General features: G+C 61.9%; 19 protein-coding genes. 11 read left to right on the top strand and 8 right to left on the bottom strand.

Going from position 1 to position 22,058, the window contains the following annotated elements; genetic code table 11:
* Positions 1-85 precede the first annotated feature (85 nt).
* Both ACFHWW_RS21630 and ACFHWW_RS21635 read right to left on the bottom strand, forming a co-directional pair.
* Positions 86-469 (bottom strand): response regulator, encoded by a 384-nt coding sequence (locus ACFHWW_RS21630; RefSeq protein ID WP_379940739.1) that lies wholly within the window; start codon positions 467-469, stop codon positions 86-88.
* A complete protein-coding gene (locus ACFHWW_RS21635; RefSeq protein ID WP_379940741.1) occupies positions 466-3,189 on the bottom strand; it encodes a PAS domain S-box protein in 2,724 nt (907 codons plus the stop codon). The genes ACFHWW_RS21630 and ACFHWW_RS21635 overlap by 4 nt, the downstream gene beginning before the upstream one ends.
* A 176-nt stretch (positions 3,190-3,365) precedes the next feature.
* Between ACFHWW_RS21635 and exsH the strand changes: the two genes are divergently transcribed.
* A complete protein-coding gene (gene exsH / locus ACFHWW_RS21640; protein ID WP_379940743.1) occupies positions 3,366-4,763 on the top strand; it encodes an endo-1,3-1,4-beta-glycanase ExsH in 1,398 nt (465 codons plus the stop codon).
* Between the two features lie 59 nt (positions 4,764-4,822).
* On the opposite strand, the gene ACFHWW_RS21645 is transcribed toward exsH, so the two are convergent.
* A complete protein-coding gene (locus ACFHWW_RS21645) occupies positions 4,823-5,812 on the bottom strand; it encodes a sugar-binding protein (RefSeq protein ID WP_004434499.1) in 990 nt (329 codons plus the stop codon).
* A gap of 417 nt (positions 5,813-6,229) precedes the next feature.
* Here ACFHWW_RS21645 and ACFHWW_RS21650 point away from each other — a divergent pair, with 417 nt between their 5' ends.
* Both ACFHWW_RS21650 and ACFHWW_RS21655 read left to right on the top strand, forming a co-directional pair.
* Positions 6,230-6,970 (top strand): ATP-binding cassette domain-containing protein, encoded by a 741-nt coding sequence (locus ACFHWW_RS21650; RefSeq protein ID WP_018097000.1) that lies wholly within the window; start codon positions 6,230-6,232, stop codon positions 6,968-6,970.
* 29 nt (positions 6,971-6,999) lie between these two features.
* Complete coding sequence (locus ACFHWW_RS21655; protein WP_379940746.1) at positions 7,000-7,998, top strand: ABC transporter permease; 999 nt, start codon at positions 7,000-7,002, stop codon at positions 7,996-7,998.
* Positions 7,999-8,050: 52 nt separating this feature from the next.
* Here ACFHWW_RS21655 and ACFHWW_RS21660 read toward each other — a convergent pair whose 3' ends face one another.
* Positions 8,051-9,301 carry a S41 family peptidase gene (locus ACFHWW_RS21660; protein WP_379940748.1) on the bottom strand — a complete coding sequence of 417 codons (1,251 nt, stop codon included), beginning with the start codon at positions 9,299-9,301 and terminating at the stop codon, positions 8,051-8,053.
* Between the two features lie 166 nt (positions 9,302-9,467).
* Here ACFHWW_RS21660 and ACFHWW_RS21665 point away from each other — a divergent pair, with 166 nt between their 5' ends.
* Positions 9,468-9,950 carry a DUF1772 domain-containing protein gene (locus tag ACFHWW_RS21665; RefSeq protein ID WP_379940797.1) on the top strand — a complete coding sequence of 161 codons (483 nt, stop codon included), beginning with the start codon at positions 9,468-9,470 and terminating at the stop codon, positions 9,948-9,950.
* Between the two features lie 8 nt (positions 9,951-9,958).
* Here the strand turns inward: ACFHWW_RS21665 and ACFHWW_RS21670 are convergent, their stop codons facing one another.
* Complete coding sequence (locus tag ACFHWW_RS21670; RefSeq protein WP_379940750.1) at positions 9,959-10,456, bottom strand: DUF1772 domain-containing protein; 498 nt, start codon at positions 10,454-10,456, stop codon at positions 9,959-9,961.
* 121 nt (positions 10,457-10,577) lie between these two features.
* Entirely contained in the window at positions 10,578-11,699 is a 1,122-nt protein-coding gene (locus tag ACFHWW_RS21675) for a site-2 protease family protein (RefSeq protein ID WP_379940752.1), read from the bottom strand.
* Positions 11,700-11,976: 277 nt separating this feature from the next.
* On the opposite strand from ACFHWW_RS21675, the gene ACFHWW_RS21680 reads away from it, so the two are divergent.
* The 7 genes from ACFHWW_RS21680 to ampC all read left to right on the top strand — a co-directional run bounded on the left by ACFHWW_RS21680 (position 11,977) and on the right by ampC (position 20,299).
* A complete protein-coding gene (locus ACFHWW_RS21680) occupies positions 11,977-13,497 on the top strand; it encodes an alpha-N-arabinofuranosidase (protein WP_102764459.1) in 1,521 nt (506 codons plus the stop codon).
* 61 nt (positions 13,498-13,558) lie between these two features.
* Positions 13,559-14,647 (top strand): ABC transporter ATP-binding protein, encoded by a 1,089-nt coding sequence (locus tag ACFHWW_RS21685; protein WP_379940754.1) that lies wholly within the window; start codon positions 13,559-13,561, stop codon positions 14,645-14,647.
* 85 nt (positions 14,648-14,732) lie between these two features.
* A complete protein-coding gene (locus ACFHWW_RS21690) occupies positions 14,733-16,001 on the top strand; it encodes an ABC transporter substrate-binding protein (protein ID WP_275599076.1) in 1,269 nt (422 codons plus the stop codon).
* A gap of 79 nt (positions 16,002-16,080) precedes the next feature.
* Positions 16,081-16,956, top strand: a complete 876-nt coding sequence (locus ACFHWW_RS21695; RefSeq protein WP_018096985.1) for a carbohydrate ABC transporter permease — start codon at positions 16,081-16,083, stop codon at positions 16,954-16,956.
* A 3-nt stretch (positions 16,957-16,959) separates the two neighbouring features.
* Positions 16,960-17,784, top strand: a complete 825-nt coding sequence (locus ACFHWW_RS21700; protein ID WP_004434537.1) for a carbohydrate ABC transporter permease — start codon at positions 16,960-16,962, stop codon at positions 17,782-17,784.
* Positions 17,785-17,910: 126 nt separating this feature from the next.
* Positions 17,911-18,831, top strand: a complete 921-nt coding sequence (locus ACFHWW_RS21705) for a transcriptional regulator (protein ID WP_324763743.1) — start codon at positions 17,911-17,913, stop codon at positions 18,829-18,831.
* Positions 18,832-19,108: 277 nt separating this feature from the next.
* Positions 19,109-20,299 carry a class C beta-lactamase gene (gene ampC, locus ACFHWW_RS21710; RefSeq protein WP_324763742.1) on the top strand — a complete coding sequence of 397 codons (1,191 nt, stop codon included), beginning with the start codon at positions 19,109-19,111 and terminating at the stop codon, positions 20,297-20,299.
* Between the two features lie 85 nt (positions 20,300-20,384).
* On the opposite strand, the gene ACFHWW_RS21715 is transcribed toward ampC, so the two are convergent.
* Positions 20,385-20,684, bottom strand: coding sequence for a hypothetical protein (locus ACFHWW_RS21715; RefSeq protein ID WP_100670339.1), 300 nt, complete (start codon positions 20,682-20,684; stop codon positions 20,385-20,387).
* A gap of 199 nt (positions 20,685-20,883) precedes the next feature.
* On the bottom strand, positions 20,884-21,933 hold the full coding sequence (locus ACFHWW_RS21720; protein ID WP_100670338.1) for a LacI family DNA-binding transcriptional regulator: 1,050 nt from the start codon (positions 21,931-21,933) through the stop codon (positions 20,884-20,886).
* Positions 21,934-22,058: the final 125 nt, after the last annotated feature.

Genomic DNA, 22,058 nt, shown 5'->3' on the forward strand with positions numbered 1-22,058 from the left:
ATCGGCAGAACGAGGTGCGCGGTTCCGCCATCCTCTGCCGGAAGCGCTCAGCACCTTGACCCGTTTTTAATCTGGCCCGGCCGGCTCATACGCCGGCCGGGCTGCCATGAAACGGGTGAAGGCCTTTTATCTTCTGGATGAGCTGCGTGCCGTTGAAGGGTTTTGCCAGGCGAGGCAGGGCACGAAATCGTTCAGGCAAGTCAAACACGGTGTAACCGGTCAACAGAAGCACCGGCACCTCGCGCTCCATGAGTTCATCGACAAGTGGATAGGCGAACTCGCCTCGTAGGTTCAGGTCAAGGGTCGCGATATCGAACGGGTGTACGCGGACTGCGGAAATCGACTGTGCGAGGCTCGTGAATGGGCCGATCACCGAATAGCCCGCCGCGACGAGATCGTCCTCAATCTGAAGCGCGACAAGAAACTCGTCCTCGACGACGAGCACACGGCATCGGTCGCCGGGGTTCATCCCGGAGCTCCGCGCGGATAAGGAACGTCGATCGTACAAACCAGGCCTTGCGGCGCAAACTCGAGATGCACTTCACCGCCAAGATCAGAGGCGAGGACCCGCTCGAGCAACAGACGCCCGAAACCGTTGTGCTTGGGCGCAACAACCGCCGGTCCGCCCGTCTCGCTCCAGCATATCCGCAGCCGTTCACTTGCCACGTCGATCATCCACTCGATATCGACTTTTCCGCTCTTGACGGAGAGTGCCCCATGTTTCGCGGCATTGGTTGCAAGCTCGTGCGCCGCCATGCCGAGGGTGAGCGCATGCTTGGGCGGCAACATCGCCGGCGGCCCCGCAAGGGTCACGTTGGTCCTGCCGTCGTCCTGATAGGGTGCCAGTTCGTCGAACAGCACGGTCTTCAGGGAAACTCCAGACCAGCTCGCCTCCGCCAGGCGCGTATGCGTCTGCGCGAGCGCCCTTATGCGCGCATCGAAGGAACGGTGCGCCGCGGTGGCGTCCGGATTGGTCGAGAAGGTCTGTCGTGCGATCGAGCCGACGATCGCCAGCGTGTTCTTCACGCGGTGGCTGAGCTCGGCGACGAGGAGATTGCGCTGCGCTTCGGCCTCCCTGCGCTCCGTGATGTCCATGCAGACGCCGATCAAACGCCTTTTGGGGCCGTTGCGCGGCGAAAGCTGTCCGAAAGCCTCGATCCACCGGGTAGTCCCGTCGGGGAGCTGAGCACGGTAGACGACGTGGTAGTCTCGCTCTTCCTCGATCGCCCTGGCCATCTCGCGCTCGATCAAGGGAAGATCGTCCGGGTGTATGTCGCGCTTGAAGTCGGCCAGCGTTCCACCGAACGATCCGGGCTCGATACGGTGAAGCGCCTCCAGCCCCGGCGACCAGATCACCTCACCCGTTTCGAGGTTCCACTCCCAGGCGCCCATATGTCCGGCATCCAGTGCGAGCTGCAGGCGCCGTTCGCTTTCCTGGAGCGCCTCCTCGGCCTGCTTGCGTCCGGTGATGTCGACAGCGGCAGCGACAGCTCCGACCACTTCACCTGTGACGTCGCGCAGCGGAGTCGCGTTGCCGAAGATATGACGGGAGCTTCCGTCGTCGAAGCGTATTTCCTCCTCGAAGTTCTGCACCTCTTCGCCGCGCGCCGCCCTTTGTACGGGCATCTCCTCCGGCGACAATGCCCGCCCTTCCGAGAAAACGCGGAAGTTGGTGGGGTGTTCGCCGGGAGGCGCCGACATCGAAAGGTTGCTGTCGTGCGGTAGCCGCAAAATCTCGTAGGAGCTGTTATTGCCGCTGATGACGCGGCAATCCGGCGTGCGCGCCATCCAGATCAAAGCCGGGACGGCCTCCATGATCGCCGCCAACTCGGCCGCGCGCGCCCTTTCGTTCGCCTCGTTGCGGCGCAACTGCTCTTCCGCCTGGCGCCGCGCATATTCGGCTCTCATGCGCTGAATGCTGAATCCGAGTTGCCGCGCGATGGTAAGCGCCATGCCGATCTCGGTTTCCGCAAACTGATGTGGCCGGTCGTAATAGGTCATGAATTTGCCTATCAGCCTGCCTTCCGTGACGAGCGGGAAGAAGCCGAGCGCGCCAATACCTTCGCCGACTATGCTCTCCTTCAGCTCTCGCGAGATTTCCGTCTCGTCGATATTCTCGACGAAGATCGGCTCGGGTTCGTTCGCTCCCGTATGCCAAGGGGAGTGTCCGTCGACAGCGCGCTGGTAATGCTCTGAAAGGCCGCGAGCGGCGACGAACCGCATGGTCCCGGAATCATCGAAAAGCAGAATCGACGCACGGTCGCAATTCAACGCGCCCTGGATGGCGTCCAGTGTCGCCTCGTAGACTTCTTCTATCCGTTTGGTACGCTGAACCCTTTCGGTCAGACGATACAGTGCGGCCTGCTCACGAAAGCGCGCAGCCAATGCCTCTGCCGCGCTTTTCGTCTCGGTGATGTCGCGGGCGATCTTGGAGGCGCCGATGATGCGGCCGGTTGCATCCCTGACGGGCGAAACGGTGAGCGAAATATCGACGAGAGTCCCGTCCTTGCGCCGGCGCTTGGTCTCGAAATGGTCTACCAGTTCGCCTCTACGAATGCGTTCGAGAATGCCGGGCTCCTCGCTCAGACGTTCCGGTGGTATGAGGATGGTGATCGACTTGCCGATAACTTCTTCCGCCGTATAGCCAAAAAGCCGCTGCGCGCCGCGGTTCCAGCTGGTGATGATCCCGTCCAGGTTCTTCGCGACGATCGCATCGTCGGAAGATTCGACGATCGCGGCGAGATAGCGGGAACTGCGCTGCATATCCTTCGCGCCGCTGAGGTCCACGAGAAGATTGACGGCTCCTGTCAATGCGCCCGTGTCGTCGAAGATCGGCGTCGGATGCGGGAGAAGCGGGACCGAGGTGCCGTCCGGCCGGACCGCGATAAGTTCTTCTCCCCTTATCGGCCGCCCTTCTTTCAATGCCCGCGCCATCGGGCACTGGTCGTGCGCAAGAGGCGAGCCGTCCGGCCGCCTCAGTTGCCAACTGACGCACCAGCGATCCTTGCCGAGCTCCGGCTTGCGCCCCGCAACGGCAACGGCCGCGGCGTTGCAGTAGGTGACGATACCTTCAGCGTCGGTCGCGTATACCGGCACCGCGAGTGCGTCGAGCACGGCCCGATAATCGGTCGCCTCTGAAGTCGTGACATCGTCGATCGTCGTTTTGGGTAGAATTTCTGCGCCGTGCATGTTCCCTCCGCAGCCGCCGCCAACTTCAAAGAACGCAACCATCGCTGCTTTGTTCCGCGCCCATCCCCCAAACTCTTGGGGGTTATTAAAACGGCAGCCCCGTCTAGATTAGGCCTGAGGACGCGATCAGCGCCAGGGCGAGCGGAGGAACCGAACATCAAACCGGAGACATTTCGATGAGCAAAACCGTATTGAACGCCGTGGGAACGCCGCTTTACTACAGCGGCAGTTCGACTGCGTGGTTCTCCGCCACCGGCTCTGGCCCCACGCTCCATGGCACTGCCGGCAACGATTCCATGTGGGGCGACAGCTCCGTGAACGTCACCATGATCGGCGGCAGGGGCGACGACATCTACTACCTGTATTCGTCGATCAACCGGGCATCGGAAGCGGTCGGCGAGGGCGTCGACACGATAAGCACGTGGATGAGCTACACCCTGCCGGCAAACTTCGAGAACCTCACGGTTACCGGAAGCGGCCGTTTCGCATTCGGCAACGATACGGACAACATCATAAAGGGCGCGTCGGGAACGCAGACGATCGACGGGCGCGGCGGCAACGACGTCCTGATCGGCGCGGGCGGTGCCGACACCTTCGTGTTTGCGCGAGGCAACGGAAGCGACCTGATCACCGATTTCAACTACGACGACATCGTACGCCTCGACGGCTACGGCTTCACGTCGTTCGAGCAGATTCTGTCCAATGTGGCTCAGGAGGGCGCCGATCTCCGGCTCCATCTCGCCGATGGCGAGAGCCTGGTATTCGCGAACACCACCGCCGACGAATTGCAGGCGCACCAGTTCAGGCTGAGCCTCGACCGCTCCGTCCTGTCTCAGACTTTCTCGGACGAGTTCAATACGCTTCAGCTCAGAAACGGTACAAGCGGGGTCTGGGACGCCAAATTCTGGTGGGCGCCGGAAAAAGGAGCGACGCTTTCCAGTAACGGCGAGCAGCAATGGTACATCAATCCGAGCTATGAGCCGACCGCTTCCGTCAACCCGTTCTCCGTCAATAACGGCGTGCTGACGATCACGGCCGCGCCGGCGTCGGAGGCGATCCAGGCCGAGATCAACGGCTATGATTACACGTCCGGAATGCTGACGACCTACTCGTCCTTTGCCCAAACCTACGGCTATTTCGAAATGCGCGCGGACATGCCGGACGACCAGGGCGTCTGGCCGGCCTTCTGGCTGCTGCCCGCCGACGGTTCCTGGCCGCCGGAACTCGATGTCGTCGAAATGCGCGGACAGGACCCGAATACTGTCATCGCCACGGTGCATTCCAACGAAACGGGCTCGAGAACGAGCATCGAAAATGCGGTGAAGGTCGCAGATGCGAGCGGGTTTCACACATACGGGGTGCTTTGGACGGAAGAAGAGATCGTCTGGTATTTCGACGATGCGGCGATCGCGCGCGCCGATACGCCTTCCGACATGCACGACCCGATGTACATGCTCGTCAACCTGGCGGTCGGCGGCATCGCCGGCACGCCCAGCGACGGTCTCGCAGACGGGTCCGAAATGAAGATCGACTACATCAAAGCCTATTCGCTCGACGCGGACTGGCAGATCTGAACCAGGGAGTGCGAAGGCCGGCAATCCTGCGGCGCTGCAGGCTGCCGGCCTTCGACCGACTATTTCTGGATGCAGGTATCCGCGGTCTCCTTGGTGCACTCGTCGAGGCCGGTGAAGACCGGGTCTTCGACCGGTTTGCCGGCGATCAGGTCCAGCATGACCTGCGGGGCCTTGTAGCCCATTTCGAATGGCCGCTGCCCGACGAGAGCGGTGACCAATCCTTCCCTGGCGATGGCGACCTCCTCGCCGATCGTATCGGCAGCGCCGATGACGAATTCGTTCTTGGCGATCTTGTCGGCCATCGGCTTGAACAGATCGCGATAGGGCTGTGGCGCGCCGAACAGCGGCCACCCGCCCATGATCCCGAAAGCATCGAGGTCGGGATTGGCGGCAAGGATGTCGGTCATCGCCTGCACGCCCTTGGCACCGTCGTCATTGGTGAAGACCGGGCAGCCCGCCACTTCGGTCCAGTTGCCTTCGCCCTTGAGCTCCGCCAGGCCTTTCTGGCCGGTCAGGGCGTCCCGCATGCCCTGGGCGCGGCGCAGAATGTTGTCGGCGCCGGGATTGCCCTCGATGGTGCAGATCTTGCCGCCATCGGGCTTGGCCTTCTTGATGTACTCGCCGATGCGGTAGCCCATCAGATAGTTGTCGGTCCCGAGATAGGTCTTGCGCAGGGCAGAGTCTTCGGCGGCGAGATCCGCGTCCACGGTCATGACCGGCACCGATGGATTGGCAGTCTTCAACGTCTGGGCGATGAGCTTCGCATTGGATGGCGAGATGGCGATTGCGGCGGTTTCAGCCTTGCCCAGCATGTCCTGAACGATCTGCGCCTCGCCGGCCTCATCCGAGGTCGAAGCCGGGCCTGTGTAGAAGCACTCGTATTCCGAGTCCGGATTTTCCTTGTTCCACTTCTGGCAACCCTGGTTGATCGCTTCGAAAAAGGGATTGTCCAGCCCCTTCACCACGATGACGAGCTGTTTCTTCTGGGCCATGGCCGTTCCGGCGCTGAGTGCCAGAGCGGCAACGGCAAGCAATAGTGCCTTCCTCATTCCTTCCTCCCTTGAAACAAGCGGACATGCGCGTGCCCGCGCCTTGAAATATCAGAGTTTCGGGTAGGCGGCGGCGTCGCGCAGCCGTCGATCCATCGAGGCATTGAAGAGCGGCCGGTCGCGCGCGGATCGTCAAGCAGCGCCGCGATGAGGTCCGCCTGACCTTGCCCGTGCCTCGGGGACAAGGATCAGCATGCTCTCCTCCCAGCACCAGCTAATATCCGCGCGAACGGCACGTCAACGACTATTTGTATGACAATATTCGTTTCAGCGTATGTGCGGAGCGATTTGTAGGACTATTGATTGACGCTTTCCCGCGCATTTGCGTAAATGGAAGCGGTCGCCTTGCCGGGAGAGCGCGAGAGCGGGGGCAAGCGACCGAGGAGGCGGCCCGCTGCTTCGGGAGGCTAGACGGCTGTGGCAGTTCTCGAACTCGTCAATATTTCCAAGCATTTCGGCGCCATTCAGGCTGTCAGCGACGTGTCGCTCTCGCTCGACCGCGGCGAGGTGGTCGGGCTCATGGGCGACAACGGCGCCGGCAAGTCGACACTGGTCAAGATGATGGCCGGCAACTTCCGGCCGAGCCATGGAACGATCCGGCTCGACGGTGCGGAACTCGTGATGCATCGCCCGGTCGAGGCGCGGCAGCACGGCATCGAGATCGTCTATCAGGATCTGGCGCTTTGCGACAACCTCACGGCTGCTGCAAATGTCTTTCTCGGGCGGGAGATCAGGCGCGGCATCGGGCCGCTGCGCATACTCGACTACAGGGCGATGTATCGCCGCGCCGGCGAAATTTTCAAAGAACTGAAGTCGGAGACGCCGCCGCGCAACCTGGTCAGGCAAATGTCGGGTGGTCAGCGGCAGGCGGTTGCAATCGCGCGGACGATGCTTTCAGAGGCCAAGATCGTGCTCATGGACGAACCGACGGCGGCCATTTCGGTACGGCAGGTGGCCGAGGTGCTGAACCTGATCCGCGAGTTGCGCGACCGGGGCATCGCCGTCGTGCTGATCAGCCACCGTATGCCGGACGTCTTTACCGTCGCCGACCGGGTCATCGTCATGCGGCGGGGCAGGAAGGTTGCCGACAAGCCGATCGCCGCGAGTTCGCCGGAGGAGGTGACGGGCCTGATCACCGGCGCCATCGAACAGGTGTGAACCATTCGGAAAGAAAGCGAAGGTCGACAATGGCAATTACGCTCGATCGAGCAGTCGGACAGAGAGACCGCGGATGGCTCTCGTTCCTGTTGGCCAGCCAGGCATTCTGGGTCCTGGTGGCGGTCATCCTCGCCTGCCTCTTCCTGTCGGTTGCCACCGACTCCTTCGCAACGGCCAAAAACCTCTACAACATCACGCGCAACTTCACCTTCGTCGCGATCATCGCGCTCGGAATGACGCTGGTCATCATTACCGGCGGCATCGATCTGTCGGTCGGGTCGGTCCTCTGCCTGTGCAGCATGGTGCTGGCCGTGGTCATGCATGCCGGCTACGGCATAGAGGTGGGTATTGCCGCCTCGATCGGCACGGCTCTGATCGCCGGCGCATTCAACGGGGTCATGATAGCCTATCTCGGCTTTCCACCTTTCGTGATCACCCTCGGAATGCTCTCGATCGCAAGAAGCCTGGCGATGGTCGCATCCAACAATACGGTCGTATTCGAGTTCGGCCCGGACCACGACACGCTCCTGGCTCTTGGCGGCGGCGCCTGGTTCTTCGGTATCGCCAATCCGGTGCTCTACATGATCGTCCTGGCCCTCCTCACCGGCTTCGTTCTGCGCTGGACGAAGTTCGGCCGCTACGTCTTCGCCATCGGCGGCAACGAGCACGCCGCGACGCTCACCGGCGTTCCGGTGAGAAGGATCAAGGTTGCCGTATACATGATCTCCGCGCTCGCGGCGGGAATTGCCGGCATTATCCAGACCGGCTGGCTCGGCGCCGTGACGACCAATATCGGTGCAGGAATGGAGCTTCAGGTCATCGCCGCTGCCGTCATCGGCGGGGCAAATCTTGCCGGCGGCGCCGGCACGGCTTCCGGTGCCCTGATCGGAGCTGCGCTGATAGAGGTGATCCGCAACAGCCTCGGCTTGCTCGGCATTAACGCATTCTGGCAGGGCGCCTTCATCGGCGGCGCCATCGTGCTCGCGGTGCTTTTCGACCGGATCCGAAACTTCCGGCAAAGCGAATAGACGGGGGAAGGGCGGGCCGACGCGGCCCGCATTCAAGAACCGGTTCGCCGGCTCAGCCCTTGGCGAGGATGCGCCGCATCTCTTCCATGGCGGCTTCACGCTGGGGGTCGCGTCCGTCGGCATAGGGCAGGGGGAACGGAACGGTTACGTCCGGCTCGACGCCGCGCCCCTCCAGACGCACGCCGTCATCGATCACCGCGTCGGAAACCGCAAGCTCCAGAATGCTGTCGTCCGGCAGGATATAGGCGCGGCCGGCGAGAAGCGCCCCCGCCGTGCGCGTCCCGACAAGCGGGATTCCGTTGGTCTTCAACGCATAGGCGAAGAGTTCGAGGCCGCTTCTCGATCCCTCGTCTATGATGGCGACGATCGGGCGTCGCCAGCGGACATTGGCGAGCATATCCTTGCCGTTGCGGGAGATCAGCCTGAAGTTCGGCGTATCGCCGACGAAGAGCTCCGCCGCGTCGGGCGGACCGCCGCCCCAGCGTCCGCGCAGATCGACGACGACTCCATCGGCGTCCTTGAGACGGCCGGTCGCCAGTTCACGCGCCGCGATGTCGAGACCGTCGGGACTTGAAAGGGTCCAAAGACGCAGGTAACCGATGCGCCGCCCATCGCTCTCGTTGACGGACACGCTGTCCTCGATCGCCTTTTCGAATGTGGGCAATGGCCGCAGCCGTTCGACCGCGACACTGGCCGTGAAGGGCTGTGCGTCGCGATTACGGCGCAGGCGTATCTCCACCTGTTGTCCGATCCTGTCGCGGAAGGATTCGATTTCGCGATACGGCGCGCCATCCACCGACAGAACCTCGTCGCCCACCCGGATACCCGCCTTGTCCGCAGGCGAACCGTCATAGACGTCGCTGACGAACAGCAGGCCGTTTTCCATCCGGGCGACCATGCCGACCCCGGCATAGCTGGCCCGGCCATCCAGCGGGAACAGCCGCTTCATGTCGTGGCGGATAGCGTAACGGAATATGTCGGCGAGTTCGTAATAGGCAATCGTATCCCGAGTGAAGCGAGCGGTATGCGACGCGTCGAGGCTCGCGAGGACTCTCTCGACCGCAGCATCGACCCGGGGCTCCGTGCTCTTCGGGTTCAGCGGGTCGCCGCCGTCGAGTTCCTGCCGCACCGCTGCGCCGAAGCCGTCGAGCGCTGCGGGATCGTGAAAGTTGTCGACGACAAGCGTGACGACGCGGTCGAATATCGGATGACCCGAGCGCGGCAGGTCGAGGCCGAAGCCCTGGGCAGGAACGAGGAGAAGCAGGAACCCGGCCAACAGGCCCCCGGGCATCTTCGCGTGCATGGATCGATCTCCGTTGTCCGGGGATCATACCGGCACATCGGCGACTGCAGTGAGGCCTCTCTCAACAACATTCCGTGAGGTCGGCGAGAGCGGCATAGTCTCTCTTTTCATGGAACACTTGCCCCTCGCCAAAGTTGTAGGCCAGGCGCCGATGAAAGGCGGGGAAATGGTCGTCTATCTTACAGGCCTTGTATCGCTGCTGCTCGCCGCTCTCAGCCTCGGCCCCTCCTTTGCCCATGTATTGGAGGCACCGCCCCGGCTGTTCGTCTGGGCGCCGGAACTGTGGCGCGAGGCAACCGTCTTCAACGGCCAGTTCGCGCTTTTTGCAAAGTTCGGCGGGCCGCTCGACGTCACGACGATACTGGCGGCGTGCTTTCTTTCCTACCTGCTCGCCAACGAGCGGCCGGCGTTCTGGTTCGCCCTCGCCGGCGCGATTTTATTTGCTGGAGCGCTGGCGGCGTGGTTCACGCTGGTCGCTCCGGCAAATGCGATCCTGGCCACCTGGAAACCAGGCCCGATCCCGCCGGACTTCGAAGCGATACGCCTCAGATGGGAGACGGGCCACATGGCCGTCGCCGCGTTGAAGGTCCTCGCCTTCGGGTCGATTTCTATCGCCCTGCTGGCACCGCGCCTTGGTAGTGGCACATAGCGCAGTTCTCAGAGAGCTATCGCCGTTGCGAGCAATACGAGGCTGGCGAGGCCGAGAACGGCCCGTACGACATGGGATCGCTCCCAGCGGTCCCGCAGGACGGTCCAGTCCGCGTTTTCCGCGGCCGTCGAAGCGCGTTGCGCGCCGAAAGCGAAAAAGCGCGCACCCGTTCCTCCCAACTGCGTATCCTTGAGCCAGAAGTTGTTCACGGGGTGCGTCAGGATCCAGTACGCCGCGTGCATCGCCAGCAGCCCGGCGAATGCGCCGACAGTCAGCCAGAAGGCCGTTCCGCCGGGCATCAGGAAGAGGAGAGCGGCAGTAAGAAGCAGGGCCGCCGGCTCTGCTGCGCCCCCGATGGTGAATCCCGGATAGTAGATTGCCTGCATCGCCAGATATTGTTCTCTAGGCAATCGCAATTTGCCGGGCAACTCGAGTGCATGGGCAAGGGCCAGTGCCGTTGCTGTCGCGACCAGGACGATCGTGAGAACTTCTACCGTCACGAGCATTAAGTCGATCCGATTTGCCTGCTGCAGGTTCCTCGACTTGCGTGTTTCCCCAAGACGCGCAGCGCCGTAGGGTTGTGGCCCGAACTCCGGAGCGCCGATTCGGTTCCCTCAATCTTCGGGCTCAGCCTCGGCTTCCGGTCTGCCGCAGGTGGCCGAACCGGAAGCGGCCCGGGGCGGCCGCGCGCACCATCATCATCTCGCCGATCGTTTCGTGCGTCATCAGCCCGACGAGGCGGCCGGAGCCGTCCAGAACGGCGAGCGCCGGCGAACGGGATTCCTGCATGAGCAGCAGACTTTCCTCGAGGCGTTTGCGATGATGGATCGTCGGCAGGTTGCGGCGCATCGCGGCGACCACCGGTGTCGATGGGCCTTTCTCCTTCAGAGCGCGGATCATGTCGTCGCGCGTCAGCAATCCCTCGAAGTGGCCTGCGGCATCGACCACCGGAAATTCGCGCTGCGTGGTGGCAAGCAGCGTGTCGATGGCGTCGTCGATGGTCGCCGACCGGTCAAGGGTCGCGAATTCGGTGATCATCACGTCTGAGATCATCACGCTGCCGGAGATCTCGCGGATCTGGGCGTTCTGGGCTTCCGCCGTTGCGGCCAGATAGACGAAGATGGCGATGAAGATGAGAAGAGGATTGTAGAACAGACCGACGAAGCCGAAGACGAAGGCAAGGCCCTGGCCGATCGTTGCGGCGATCTGGGTCGCACGCGACCAGCTGAGCCGCGAGGCGAGAGCGGCCCGCAATACGCGGCCGCCGTCCATCGGGAAGGCGGGGATCATATTGAAGAGCACGAGGAAAACATTGACGCCGGCGAGCCGTGCCAGAAATCCGCTCTGGGGGTCTTCGACGCCCGCTATCTGCTCCATGCCCGCCGAGCTGCCGAGGATGGCGATGAGTACCGCGGCAATCGCCACATTGACCAGAGGACCGGCGATGGCGATTACGAATTCCTGGCCGGGCTCTTCCGGCATGCGCTCCAGTCTGGCGACGCCGCCGATCGGCAGCAGCGTTATGTCCGGCGTCTTGATCCCGAAACGGCGTGCCGCGGCGATGTGGCCGAACTCGTGGAGCACGACGCAGACGAAGACGGCGACTATGAAAGCAATCCCCTCCATCGCAGCCGGTGTGCCGCCGATCCGGTAGTGCATCAGCCATATCCAGATCAGAAGCAGCGCGAAGGTCACGTGCACGCGAATTACCGTGCCGGCAATCGTTCCGATACTGAAGGACCAAGCCATGAGCGATATGCTCCGTCCAGTTCTCAGGCCCGCTGAGGAAGCGCCGTTCCATCATGACAGTTGCTGCCGCGCCACACAATCGCAGGTGCCCTTAGCCGTCTAATCGGTTGGCCGGGGGATCGTTCCGCAGGCGGTGGCGAGACGAGGCCAAGGGCGAAAAATCGAGGGAGGCGTTCGCGTCTGCATCGGATATTTTGATACAAAACAAAACTCTTGAAATAAAAAATCATACAATTTAGCTTCATCCAAAATCGACTTCAATAAACGAGGAAACACCATGCGAGCGAAGGCTACCCTTAATCGGGAATATACAATCTCGTCCGTCGACAAGCGGGTCTACGGCTCGTTCCTGGAGCATATGGGCCGTGCCGTTTATACGGGGATCTATGAGCCCGGCCACGAAAATGCGGATAAGGACGGCTTTCGAACCGATGTTTTGGATATGGTGCGCGATCTCGATATGCCGATCGTCCGCTATCCCGGCGGCAACTTCGTTTCCGCCTATCGCTGGGAGGACGGTATCGGGCCGCGCGAGGAGCGTCCGGTGCGCCTCGATCTCGCCTGGCGCACGCGCGAAACCAACCAGGTCGGCGTCAACGAGTTCGCCGATTGGGCAAAGCTTGCAGGTACCGAGATGATGCTGGCGATGAACCTCGGTTCGCGCGGTCTCGACGACGCACGCAACTTCCTCGAATACTGCAATCATCCCGGCGGCACCTATTGGAGCGATCTGCGCGCAAAGCATGGCTACAAGGAGCCGCACAATGTACGCATCTGGTGCCTCGGCAACGAGATGGACGGACCTTGGCAGGTCGGCCACAAGAGTGCGGCCGAATACGGCCATCTCGCCAACGAGGTGAGCAAGGCCTTCAAATATTTCGACAAGACGCTGGAAACCGTCGTCTGCGGCTCCTCGAACGACAAGATGAAGTCCTACCCGGAATGGGAGGCGACGGTTCTCGAAGCGAGCTACGACAGCGTCGACTACATCTCGCTGCACAAATATTTCGGCAACGAGGAGCAGGACACCCTCAATTATTATGCCAAGGCGATCGAGCTGGACCGGTACATAGTCACGATCGGCGGCGTGATCGACTACATCAAGGCGAAGAAGCGTTCGAAGCGCGACGTCAAGATCTGCTTCGACGAGTGGAACGTCTGGTATCACGACCGCAAGGAGGACGGCGAGCGGATTGCCAGCTGGGACTGGCCGGAAGCGCCGCCGCTGCTGGAAGAGCTCTACAATCTCGAGGATGCGATCTTCGTCGGCTCTCTGCTGAACGTCTTCATCCGGAGATCGGACCGCGTCAAGATCGCCTGCATGGCACAGCTGGTCAATGTCATAGCGCCGATCCTCACCAAGGCCGGCGGCCCCGCCTGGCGGCAGTCGATCTACTATCCGCTTCAATATGCCTCGAAATACGGCCGCGGCACCGCGCTCACCGTGGCGCAGTCCGGCCCCACCTACGATTGCGAGGTGGCTCAGGACGTGCCCTATCTCGACCTGTCGGCGGTGCTGCACGAGGACGGCAAGTCGATCGCCGTCTTCGCGATCAACCGCAGCCTCGACGAGCCGCTCGGCCTCACCCTCGATCTTCAGGGCTTCAAGGGGGCGAAGATCGTCGAGCACCAGATGCTCGCAGGCGACGACCTGAAGGCGCGTAACTCGGTCGAGGATCAGAACCGCATCGTTCCCAAAGCCGGCAGGGAACTCGCCATCGACGATGCGGGGACGCTGGTCGGTTCGCTGCCGCCGCGCTCCTACCACTTCGTCCTTTTGTCCGTCGCTTCTGCATAAGCCTTTCCGGCCCGGGCGGCCGGGTGACGCCCGGGCCGGAATTCACTATCGGGGAGGTTCAATGTCCGGAATCAAATTGACCGGCGTCAGCAAGTCGTTCGGCGCCGTGAAGGTGATCCATGATGTCGATATCGAAATAGGGCAGGGCGAGTTCGCTGTCTTCGTCGGGCCCTCGGGCTGCGGGAAGTCGACACTGTTGCGCATGATCGCGGGGCTGGAGGAGACGACCGGCGGCGAAATCAGGATCGATGCCGAGGACGTCACCCACAGGGAGCCATCGAAGCGCGGCGTCGCCATGGTCTTCCAGTCCTATGCGCTTTATCCGCACCTCTCCGTCTTCGACAATATGGCGTTCAGCCTTTCCATCGCCCGCCGGCCGAAGGCGGAGATCGAGCAGAAGGTCAAGGCAGCCGCGGAAATCCTTCGGCTCTCGGACTATCTGAACAGCAAGCCGAGCCAGCTTTCGGGCGGCCAGCGTCAACGGGTCGCAATCGGGCGTGCAATCGTGCGCGAGCCGCGGGTCTTCCTTTTCGACGAGCCGCTTTCGAACCTCGATGCCGAGCTCAGGGTCAAGATGCGCATGGAGATCGCCCGGCTGCACCGCCAGATCGGCGCGACGATGGTCTACGTCACCCACGATCAGGTCGAGGCGATGACGCTGGCGGACAGGATCGTCGTGCTGAAGGCCGGCGTCGTTCAACAAACGGGTGCGCCCCTCGAGCTTTATCGTAATCCGGACAACATGTTCGTTGCGGGCTTCATCGGCTCGCCTGGGATGAATTTCCTGAAGGCACGCGTCGTTCCCGGCGGCGGCGACAGGCTCACGATCGAGCTCCACGACGCGCCAGGAGTTCCGTTCGAAATTCCGGCTCGGGCGCGTGTCGCCGCGGGCGAAGAGATTTTCATCGGGGTAAGGCCGGAGCACATCACGCTCGGCGAACGGGAGGGCGGCGTCGGCCTGGACGTGACGGCCGAGTTCATCGAGGAACTCGGCGGGACCGGCTACCTGCACGCCCTCACGACGACGGGGGAGGAAATGACCATCGAGTGCCGCGGCGATGAGCGGCCGCAACCCAAGCAGGCGGTCCGCCTGACCTTGGCACCCCAGGAGATGTTCGCCTTCGAGGGAAGCGGCGATCGGCTCCGTTGAAAGCGGTTCGGATGGGACGTCATCCGGGCGAGGAGCAATGCGGCGCAAGCCGGTGGATTGAACTTCAAAACAGGAGGAGAGAGACGTGAAGAAGCTACTGAAACTTGCCCTTGCGGGTGCGCTGGCGATCCTGCCTTCGGCAGTCGCCCATGCGCAGACGGACATTACCTGGTGGGACTTCCTGAGCGGCGGTGACGGCGTCCGCATGAAGGCGCTCATCAAGGAGTTCAACGACACGCACCCGGACATCCGCATCAACGCGACCACGCTCGAATGGGGCGTACCCTTCTACAGCAAGGTCCAGACGGCGGCCGCCGTCGGCCAGCAGCCCGACATCATGACCTATCATCTGTCACGCTTCCCGCTTGCCATACCCTCGGGCGTTCTGCGGCCACTGGCACCTGAAGAACTCGAGGCAGCCGGAATCAAGAAGGAAAACTATGTCGAAGCGAGCTGGAACTCGGCTTCTGCCGACGGCAAGACCTATGGCATTCCCTTCGACGTGCATTCGGTTGTCCTCTACTACAACAAGAACATTCTGAAGGAGGCGGGCCTGCTCGGGGACGACGGCCTGCCGAAGGGCCTGGACGGCCTCGACAACTTCAACGCCGCCCTCGAAAAGATCAAGGCGACCGGCAAGGTCCAATATCCGCTTTCGCTCCACACCGACGAAGGCGGCTCGATGTGGCGGGTGTTCTACACGCTCCTTTCCCAGCAGGGCGCCAAGTTCATCGAAGGCGAGGAGATCCTGCCCGGCGAGGCCGGCGTCAAGGCGCTGACATCGATGGCCAACTGGGTTTCGTCCGGCTATTCGCCGGAACTCATATCCTATGAGGCTTCGATCGCTCTTTTCACCTCCGGCAAGGCGGCCATGCACATCAACGGCGTTTGGGAAGTGCCGACGATGGTCGATCTCGAGAAGAACAACGATCTCGGCTTCGAATGGGGCGCTGTCCAGATCCCGGTTCTGATGGGACAGCCTGCAACCTGGGCGGACTCCCATGCCTTTGCCGTTCCGAACAGCGAAGAAAAGCCGATCTCGCCGGAGAAGCTGAAAGCGGTTCTCCAGATCATTGCCTGGATGAACGAACACAGCATCTCCTGGGCCGGTGCCGGCCACATTCCAGCCTATAAACCGGTGACCGAGAGCGCCGAATTCAAAGCGATGCAGCCGAATTCGACCTACGTCAAGCTCGCCGACACCGCGGTCTTCGATCCCGTCTCTCCGCTGGCCGGCGTTGGCGGACCGATCTACGAGGCGACGCAGAATTTCATCGTGCCTGCCTTGAACGGCCAGCTCGATCCGGCGGATGCCATCGAGCAGATGCGCGAAGAACTGAAGAGCCAGATGTAACGCGAAAATCAACGGACCGGCCGGCCACTGCGCCGGCCGGTGGTTCGTACATTTGGCAACGGGGAGGACTATTTCGGTGATGACGAGCGAGAGACGGAGCAAGACGCTGACCGCGGTTCTGATGATCACACCGTTCGTGATCACCTATCTGACGGTCTTTGCGTATCCCGTCTACAAGATGTTCGCCTTGAGCTTTACCAACGCGCCGCTGATCGGCGAAGGCGAGTGGGTCGGCTTCGACAATTATCTGAAGCTGCTCAACCAGAAACTGTTCTTCACATCTGTGTGGAACACGGGCTATTTCGTCGTGCTCACCGTCGTACCCAACACGCTGATCGGTCTCGGTCTGGCGCTCATGGTCGTGCGCCTCAAAGGCTGGCTTCAGAGCCTCATCCTGGTGCTGTTCTTCCTGCCCTATATCCTGCCTGTCTCGGTCGTGACGCAGATCTGGGAGTGGGTGCTCGATCAGCAATTCGGGATTGCGCAACATGTCATCGAATTCGTCACCGGCAGGCGCATCAGTGTCTTTCGCGATCCTCTCTGGGCAATGCCTATGGTGGCCCTCGTCACCGTCTGGTGGACCAACGGCTTCAACCTTCTGCTTTTCATAGCCGGCCTGCGCAACATTCCGGCCGACTATTACGAGGCGGCAATGCTCGACGGCGCGACGCGCTGGCAATGCTTCAAGCGCATCACGTGGCCGCTGATCTGGCCGGTCACCGCGCTCGTCCTGACACTGCAACTCATCCTGCAGCTCAAGATTTTCGATCAGGTCTATCTGATGACGGAAGGCGGTCCCTTCAACTCGACCTACGTCCTGCTTCAGCTCGTCTATCGCGAGGCGTTCCGCCTCAACCACGGCGGGCTCGGCTCGGCTGTGGCGGTCTTCCTGTTCCTGATCATCGTGACCGTATCGGTGCTTCAGTACCAGCTTCTGCGCGTGAGGGGGCGCTGAGCGATGCAACGGAAATCCATCGGCAATATCCTTCTTCTGCTTCTTACCCTGTGCGTCGCGTGCATGTGGGCGTTTCCCCTCTACTGGGCGGCGGTGACGTCGATGAAGCCGGAACAGGAGGTCATCAGCAAGACGACCTTCATCCCCGACGTCTTCAACTTCTCGGCCTATTATTTCGCTTTGTTCGAGACCAATCTCGCAACCTGGTATGTGAACTCGCTCGTCACCTCGATAACCGTCACCGTGGTCGTCATCCTGATCAGCGTAATGTGCGCCTATGCGCTGTCGCAGATCGTCTTTCCGGGCCGGCGGCTCCTCTACGGGATCATTCTCGCGAGCTTCATGGTTCCCTCCCAGGCCCTGGTCGTTTCGCAATTCGTGCTGATGTACCGCTTTGGCCTGATCAACAGCTGGGGCGGCATCATCCTGCCGCAGCTCATCGTCCCGGTGGTCGTGATCGTCTACAAGCAATTCTTCGACTCCGTGCCGAAAGAGCTGCGCGAGGCGGCGAAGCTCGACGGCTGCGGCGATTTCCAGATCCTGTTCCGGCTTTATCTTCCGCTCAACTGGGGGATCACGACGGCGCTGGCGATCATCACTTACATCATGGCCTGGAACGCCTTCCTCTGGCCGTTCCTCGTGACGAATTCGGAGGAGATGATGACGGTGACCGTCGGTATCACGCAGGTCGACGACGCCTTCGGCGTGAAATATGCACGCGACATGGCCGTCGCAATTCTCGCGGCGATGCCGGTCGCGCTCGCCTATCTGCTCTTCCAGAAGAGGGTGACGCAGGCGCTGATGCTGTCATCCGGCATCAAGGGCTGAGCGGACGATCCGCGGCGGTTTCGACCGCCTCGGATCGGCATTCGTGAAACGAAACAGTGCGACAATTGGCGGAGGGGCGTGTTATCAGCGCAGATCACGCCTGAGCCGGAGCGGCAGTAGCAGAGTATGGAGACGAAGCTTCTTACAGTGGACCCGATCAAGGATGCGGATGTCGTCCAGGCATTGGGCTCGGCAACGCGCATCGAGATGCTCAACCTTCTGCGCCTGAAGGGGCCTCTGAACGTCAACGAGATCGCGACCCATATGGGCCTGCCGCAATCGACGACGGCGACCAACCTCAAGTCTCTGGAGAGGGCCGGCCTCATCCAGACGCATACGATGAAGGCGACCAAGGGCAACCAGAAGATCTGTTCCAGCATCTACGGCGAGATCCTCATCCGTTTCGACGACCGCACCAATCTTGCGGACGACGTCGTGACCGTCAGCATGCCGATCGGCCTTTTCACCGAATTCGAGGTGGAAGCGCCCTGCGGACTCTGCTCGATCAACAACGTCATAGGCATGCTCGACGTCCAGGAAGTCTTTCTCGATCCGCAGCGCATGCAGGCCGCACTGCTCTGGTTCACGCGCGGCTATGTCGAATACAAGTTTCCGAACAATGCCAAGGTCACGGGGCGGACGGTCCGGAAGATCGAGTTCTCCGCCGAACTGAGCTCCGAGACGCCGGCCACCAACGCCAACTGGCCCTCCGATATCTCCATCTGGATCAATGGCATCAAGGCCGGCTACTGGACGTCGCCCGGTGATTATGGCGACCGGCGGGGCATGTATTCGCCGGCCTGGTGGAAACTCAGCGGCTCGCAATACGGCAAGCTCAAGACCTGGTCCATTGACGACCGCGGTACATGGATCGACGGCGCGATGGTGTCGACTCAGACGATAAATTCCCTCGGCATACCGGATCATCATTCGATACGGTTCCGGATAGGCATCGACGAGAAGGCGGAGAACCCCGGAGGGCTGAACATCTTCGGCAAGGGTTTCGGCGATTTCGATCAGGACATCGTCATGACGATCTATTTCTAGGGTCGCGGTGTCGGGCAAAGGGTAGCGGCGGTTCGTGGTCTCGACATGCCGGGCCCGGAAGGACCACATGCAATGCGATGCCCAAGTTCTTCTAATTGCTCGCGCAAGTTCTTGTCGTTTGTGAAATGCGCACAGGGCTCATAAGCATGTCCCGTCCGTTTGCCTCGTCCGGTTGCTGTGCGCCGGGCACGCGCCGCAGCTTCGGCGCGTCCGGCCTGACGGACGGCCGCACCCGCCATGCGGGAGATCCAAACGAACACGAGGCTAGACACCTGTCATGACAAAGATTTCCGCGACGAAATTCGCAGTGGCTGCGGCTGCTTTGCTCTGCTGCGGAGCCGGTGCGCACGCCGCCGACCGAGGCGATGAAGGACAGCTTGCACGCGTAGTGGACGAGACGATCCGGCCGCTGATGAAGGAGAATGGCGTTCCGGGAATGGCGGTCGCGGTCACCGCCCGCGGAAAGAGGTACATCTTCAATTACGGCCTCGCGTCGAAAGCGAGCGGGCAGAAGGTCACCGACGAAACGCTGTTCGAGATCGGCTCGATCAGCAAGACCTTCACGGCGACGCTCGCATCCTATGCCGAAGCGCGTGGGGACTTGGTCCTGTCCGATCCTGCCGGCAAATACCTGCCGGCGTTCGCCGGAACGAGCTTCGACGAGATCAGCCTTCTCGATCTCGGGACCTATGCCGCCGGCGGACTGCCCTTGCAGTTTCCCGATTCCGTTGCCGATCAGAAGAGCATGATCGACTACTACAGGGGCTGGCGCCCGACCTATGCCGCCGGCACGTACAGGCTCTACTCGAACCCGAGCATCGGCCTCTTCGGCTATCTCGCCGCAACGAGCATGGGCGAACCCTTCGCCGATCTGATGGAGAAGAGGATATTCCCGGCCCTCGGCCTGACGAGCACCTTCATAGCCGTGCCGCAGGACCGGCTGGACGACTATGCCTATGGTTATTCGAAAGCCGGCAAGCCCATCCGCGTCACGCGCGGCGTTCTCGACTCTGAAGCTTACGGCGTGAAAACGACCGCTGCCGATCTGATCCGCGTCGTTGAGGCGAACATGGATGGCACGAGCCTGGACGAGACGATCCGGCGCGCAATCGCCGCAACGCATACGGGATATTTCAAGGTCGGCCCCATGACGCAGGGGCTCGGTTGGGAGATGTATCCCTATCCGACGAAGCTCGACGATCTGCTCGCCGGCAATTCCAGCCGGATGGCACTCGAGCCGCACAAGGTCACCAGACTCGTTCCACCCGCGGCGCCCAGGGAAAACGTGTGGATCAACAAGACCGGCTCGACCAACGGGTTCGGCGCCTATGCAGCCTTCGTCCCGGCCGAGCGCATCGGCATCGTGATGCTGGCCAACAGGAACTACCCGATTCCTGCCCGCGTGAAAGCCGCATACCGGATCCTGTCGACGCTCGAGAGCGACCCCGGATCCGCAGACGCCCGCTGACGCCGGCCGCCATCGTGCCGCGCTCCGATCGGGCGCGGTGCCAGACCCGCATGACGAGAAGTGCGGTTCTCGACGCCTCGGTTATTCAATAACCCCTCGGGGGTACAAACAGACAGATCGTCTTCCCATAGGCTTTACCCGCCGCAGAGCACCAGTGGTACTCGCCGTCCGGCGACATTCGGACCCTGCTGTCGGCATAGGGGAGGACTTCGCCAGTTGCTCTGACGATATAGCCTTGCGGTCGCTCGCTGATCGCGGTCTGCGCGACCTGGCGGCAATCCATTGTTGAACAGCAGGCGCTCGGATACTGCCAACCGCTTGGAGCGTCGTGGGCAAAGGCCGTCGTTGCGGACAGCCCGGCGAGTAGGAAGAAAAATCCGCGCATGGGGTCTCCTTTCAGGAGCAGTCACCGATCCGGACTGCAGCCGGCAGGTTCCTACGGCGGCGTGTGCCCAAGCGCAGAACCCGCCCAGCACTTTGCGTGCTCCATGACATTGCCCCGCAATCTGCTCGGATTTAAGGAATCATGCAGCAAGCTTCAAACCTGCGGATCGGTAAAATGATCCACCTCGGCGGGGCTTATGTCAGCCACGACTTTCGTCGCCATTGACGAGAAAGCCGTCGCTTTCGCCCTCGACCAGTTCCATCGGCCAGACCGCGTTTACCGGCGCTTGCGGATAATGGTGCTTGAAGGCAGGCATGGTCGACAGAAGCGTTTCCGCAAGCGCTATGCCGAGGTTGCGCAGCGACAAGCGAAAGCAGGTGAGCGGCGGCGAGAGAAAGTGTGCATGCGGGCTGTAGCGCCCGATCACCGCAATGTCGCGGCCCGGCCTGACGCCCGCTTCGGAGAGGCCCTGGTAGAAACCGATGGCAATCGTCTCATTGACGAGCAGGGCCGCCGTCGGTCGGTCCTCGAGCGCCAGGAGCTCGCGCGCGATCTGATAGCCGCCGGTCTCGTTCGGCGTCGATCGGAAGATCAACTCTTCCTCCAAGGGAAGGCCATGCGCGGCAAGCGCTTCTCGGCAACGGTCGACGAAGATGTAGCCGAGGTTGGCATCGTCGTGCGGACGGGTGACCGCGATGCGGCGATGTCCGCGCGCAACCAGACGGTCGATGGCGATCTGCGCCATTCCCTCGAAATCGAGGTCGAGCCAGGGGCGGCCGGCATCCGTCAGGCTTCGGCCGAGCGTTACGAAGGGGATGTTGCGTTCGGCCAGAAACTCTATGCGCGGATCGTGGCGCCGCGTTGCCGAAAGGATCAACCCGTCGGCAAAACCGCGCGCGACGACGCGGCGCAGGTAATCGGTCGGATCTTCCTCCGACGAGCAGAGCAGGGCAACGAGGTCGAGCTTGTGCCTGGCGAAAACCGCCTGCACGCCGTCGAAGACGCTCATGAAGAACGTGTCGCCCTGGCCGGTGATCTCCGTTCCGGTCTGCATCATGAAGCCAATGATGTTGGTGGTGCCCTGCCTCAGGCTGCGGCCAGACTGGTTCGCCACATAGCCGAGCCTTTCAGCCGCCTCCAGGACACGCCTGCGCGTCTCCTCATTGACGTCGGGGCGGCCGTTCAGTGCGCGCGAAACGGTTCCGATCGAAATATCGAGATGTTGCGCCAGGCGCCGAATTCCCTTCATGCGAAGCGCTTTTCCTCTCTGGTCACCGGTGACATCGACCGGCAATCGACACGAGCGAGATACTGTGCAGTTGAACCGGTCAGGCGGCCATAAGCAGTCCGCCATTCCCCGGCACCGGCCCAGTT

It is taken from the genome of Sinorhizobium sp. P24N7 (assembly GCF_042436655.1).
In the GTDB taxonomy this organism is placed as follows: domain Bacteria; phylum Pseudomonadota; class Alphaproteobacteria; order Rhizobiales; family Rhizobiaceae; genus Sinorhizobium; species Sinorhizobium meliloti_A.

What these genes read in the sequence shown, in the direction of transcription:
- ACFHWW_RS21630 (WP_379940739.1), bottom strand. Translation starts at nt 469, where the DNA reads ATGAACCCCGGCGACCGATGCCGTGTGCTCGTCGTCGAGGACGAGTTT.
- ACFHWW_RS21635 (WP_379940741.1), bottom strand. Translation starts at nt 3,189, where the DNA reads ATGCACGGCGCAGAAATTCTACCCAAAACGACGATCGACGATGTCACG.
- exsH (WP_379940743.1), top strand. Translation starts at nt 3,366, where the DNA reads ATGAGCAAAACCGTATTGAACGCCGTGGGAACGCCGCTTTACTACAGC.
- ACFHWW_RS21645 (WP_004434499.1), bottom strand. Translation starts at nt 5,812, where the DNA reads ATGAGGAAGGCACTATTGCTTGCCGTTGCCGCTCTGGCACTCAGCGCC.
- ACFHWW_RS21655 (WP_379940746.1), top strand. Translation starts at nt 7,000, where the DNA reads ATGGCAATTACGCTCGATCGAGCAGTCGGACAGAGAGACCGCGGATGG.
- ACFHWW_RS21660 (WP_379940748.1), bottom strand. Translation starts at nt 9,301, where the DNA reads ATGCACGCGAAGATGCCCGGGGGCCTGTTGGCCGGGTTCCTGCTTCTC.
- ACFHWW_RS21665 (WP_379940797.1), top strand. Translation starts at nt 9,468, where the DNA reads ATGGTCGTCTATCTTACAGGCCTTGTATCGCTGCTGCTCGCCGCTCTC.
- ACFHWW_RS21670 (WP_379940750.1), bottom strand. Translation starts at nt 10,456, where the DNA reads ATGCTCGTGACGGTAGAAGTTCTCACGATCGTCCTGGTCGCGACAGCA.
- ACFHWW_RS21675 (WP_379940752.1), bottom strand. Translation starts at nt 11,699, where the DNA reads ATGGCTTGGTCCTTCAGTATCGGAACGATTGCCGGCACGGTAATTCGC.
- ACFHWW_RS21680 (WP_102764459.1), top strand. Translation starts at nt 11,977, where the DNA reads ATGCGAGCGAAGGCTACCCTTAATCGGGAATATACAATCTCGTCCGTC.
- ACFHWW_RS21685 (WP_379940754.1), top strand. Translation starts at nt 13,559, where the DNA reads ATGTCCGGAATCAAATTGACCGGCGTCAGCAAGTCGTTCGGCGCCGTG.
- ACFHWW_RS21695 (WP_018096985.1), top strand. Translation starts at nt 16,081, where the DNA reads ATGACGAGCGAGAGACGGAGCAAGACGCTGACCGCGGTTCTGATGATC.
- ACFHWW_RS21700 (WP_004434537.1), top strand. Translation starts at nt 16,960, where the DNA reads ATGCAACGGAAATCCATCGGCAATATCCTTCTTCTGCTTCTTACCCTG.
- ACFHWW_RS21705 (WP_324763743.1), top strand. Translation starts at nt 17,911, where the DNA reads ATGGAGACGAAGCTTCTTACAGTGGACCCGATCAAGGATGCGGATGTC.
- ampC (WP_324763742.1), top strand. Translation starts at nt 19,109, where the DNA reads ATGACAAAGATTTCCGCGACGAAATTCGCAGTGGCTGCGGCTGCTTTG.
- ACFHWW_RS21715 (WP_100670339.1), bottom strand. Translation starts at nt 20,684, where the DNA reads ATGCGCGGATTTTTCTTCCTACTCGCCGGGCTGTCCGCAACGACGGCC.
- ACFHWW_RS21720 (WP_100670338.1), bottom strand. Translation starts at nt 21,933, where the DNA reads ATGAAGGGAATTCGGCGCCTGGCGCAACATCTCGATATTTCGATCGGA.